General features: G+C 52.7%; 2 rRNA genes. Both read right to left on the bottom strand.

What is annotated here, in order from left to right:
* Positions 1 to 117, bottom strand: a 5S ribosomal RNA gene (rrf, locus tag V7164_RS09700).
* A gap of 72 nt (positions 118 to 189) precedes the next feature.
* A 23S ribosomal RNA gene (locus tag V7164_RS09695) occupies positions 190 to 3124 on the bottom strand.

Genomic DNA, 3124 nt, shown 5'->3' with positions numbered 1-3124 from the left:
GCCTAGCGACGTCCTACTCTCACAAGGGGACAGCCCCTAACTACCATCGGCGCTGAAAAGCTTAACTTCCGTGTTCGGGATGGGAACGGGTGTGACCTTTTCGCTATCGCCACTAGACCTATTTTGTTGAGGTTTGTTCCCTCAAAACTAGATAATGCTGAAGAAGTCTTTCGAGTAATCATATTAAATGTGGTTAAGTCCTCGACCGATTAGTATTTGTCAGCTCCACGTGTCGCCACGCTTCCACCTCAAACCTATCAACCTGATCATCTTTCAGGGGTCTTACTAGCTTGACGCTATGGGAAATCTCATCTCGAGGGGGGCTTCATGCTTAGATGCTTTCAGCACTTATCCCGTCCGCACATAGCTACCCAGCTATGCCTTTGGCAAGACAACTGGTACACCAGCGGTGCGTCCATCCCGGTCCTCTCGTACTAAGGACAGCTCCTCTCAAATTTCCTGCGCCCACGACGGATAGGGACCGAACTGTCTCACGACGTTCTGAACCCAGCTCGCGTACCGCTTTAATGGGCGAACAGCCCAACCCTTGGGACCGACTACAGCCCCAGGATGCGATGAGCCGACATCGAGGTGCCAAACCTCCCCGTCGATGTGGACTCTTGGGGGAGATAAGCCTGTTATCCCCGGGGTAGCTTTTATCCGTTGAGCGATGGCCCTTCCATGCGGAACCACCGGATCACTAAGCCCGACTTTCGTCCCTGCTCGACTTGTAGGTCTCGCAGTCAAGCTCCCTTATGCCTTTACACTCTTCGAATGATTTCCAACCATTCTGAGGGAACCTTTGGGCGCCTCCGTTACTCTTTAGGAGGCGACCGCCCCAGTCAAACTGCCCACCTGACACTGTCTCCCGCCCCGATCAGGGGCGCGGGTTAGAATTTCAATACAGCCAGGGTAGTATCCCACCGATGCCTCCACCGAAGCTGGCGCTCCGGCTTCCAAGGCTCCTACCTATCCTGTACAAGCTGTACCGAAATTCAATATCAGGCTACAGTAAAGCTCCACGGGGTCTTTCCGTCCTGTCGCGGGTAACCTGCATCTTCACAGGTACTATAATTTCACCGAGTCTCTCGTTGAGACAGTGCCCAGATCGTTACGCCTTTCGTGCGGGTCGGAACTTACCCGACAAGGAATTTCGCTACCTTAGGACCGTTATAGTTACGGCCGCCGTTTACTGGGGCTTCAATTCAGAGCTTCGCTTGCGCTAACCCCTCCTCTTAACCTTCCAGCACCGGGCAGGCGTCAGCCCCTATACTTCGCCTTGCGGCTTCGCAGAGACCTGTGTTTTTGCTAAACAGTCGCCTGGGCCTATTCACTGCGGCTCATCCGGGCTATTCACCCAAATGAGCACCCCTTCTCCCGAAGTTACGGGGTGATTTTGCCGAGTTCCTTAACGAGAGTTCTCTCGCTCACCTTAGGATTCTCTCCTCGCCTACCTGTGTCGGTTTGCGGTACGGGCACCTTTTCCCTCGCTAGAGGCTTTTCTTGGCAGTGTGGATTCAGGAACTTCGGTACTATATTTCCCTCGCCGTCACAGCTCAGCCTTCACGCAAGCGGGATTTGCCTCGCTTGCAGCCTAACTGCTTGGACGCGCTATTCCAGCAGCGCGCTTACCCTATCCTCCTGCGTCCCCCCATTGCTCAAACGGTAAAGAGGTGGTACAGGAATATCAACCTGTTGTCCATCGCCTACGCTTTTCAGCCTCGGCTTAGGCCCCGACTAACCCTGAGCGGACGAGCCTTCCTCAGGAAACCTTAGGCATTCGGTGGATGGGATTCTCACCCATCTTTCGCTACTCATACCGGCATTCTCACTTCTAAGCGCTCCACCAGTCCTTACGGTCTAGCTTCAACGCCCTTAGAACGCTCTCCTACCACTGACATCGCAGATGTCAATCCACAGCTTCGGTGATACGTTTAGCCCCGGTACATTTTCGGCGCAGAGTCACTCGACCAGTGAGCTATTACGCACTCTTTAAATGGTGGCTGCTTCTAAGCCAACATCCTGGTTGTCTAAGCAACTCCACATCCTTTTCCACTTAACGTATACTTTGGGACCTTAACTGGTGGTCTGGGCTGTTTCCCTCTTGACTACGGATCTTATCACTCGCAGTCTGACTCCCATGGATAAATCTTTGGCATTCGGAGTTTGTCTGAATTCGGTAACCCGATGAGGGCCCCTAGTCCAAACAGTGCTCTACCTCCAAGATTCTAACAACATGAGGCTAGCCCTAAAGCTATTTCGGAGAGAACCAGCTATCTCCAAGTTCGATTGGAATTTCTCCGCTACCCACACCTCATCCCCGCACTTTTCAACGTGCGTGGGTTCGGTCCTCCATCCAGTGTTACCTGGACTTCAACCTGGACATGGGTAGGTCACCTGGTTTCGGGTCTACGACCACATACTAATTCGCCCTATTCAGACTCGCTTTCGCTGCGGCTCCGTCTATTCAACTTAACCTCGCATGTAATCGTAACTCGCCGGTTCATTCTACAAAAGGCACGCCATCACCCGTTAAAGGGCTCTGACTACTTGTAGGCACACGGTTTCAGGAACTATTTCACTCCCCTTCCGGGGTGCTTTTCACCTTTCCCTCACGGTACTGGTTCACTATCGGTCACTAGGGAGTATTTAGCCTTGGGAGATGGTCCTCCCTGCTTCCGACGGGATTTCACGTGTCCCGCCGTACTCAGGATCCACTCTGGAGGGAACGAAGTTTCAACTACAGGGCTTTTACCTTCTATGGCCGGCCTTTCCAGACCTGTTCATTTACCTCGTTCCTTTGTAACTCCGTGTAGAGTGTCCTACAACCCCAAGAGGCAAGCCTCTTGGTTTGGGCTAATCCCGTTTCGCTCGCCGCTACTCAGGGAATCGCGTTTGCTTTCTCTTCCTCCGGGTACTTAGATGTTTCAGTTCCCCGGGTCTGCCTTCAATACCCTATGTATTCAGGTAAAGATACTGTTCCATTACGAACAGTGGGTTCCCCCATTCGGAAATCTCCGGATCAAAGCTTACTTACAGCTCCCCGAAGCATATCGGTGTTAGTCCCGTCCTTCATCGGCTCCTAGTGCCAAGGCATTCACCGTGCGCCCTTATTAACTTAACC

The organism is Bacillus sp. JJ1474, from assembly GCF_036965225.1.
GTDB lineage: Bacteria > Bacillota > Bacilli > Bacillales > Cytobacillaceae > Cytobacillus.
This window is presented reverse-complemented; position numbering and strand designations above follow the sequence as displayed.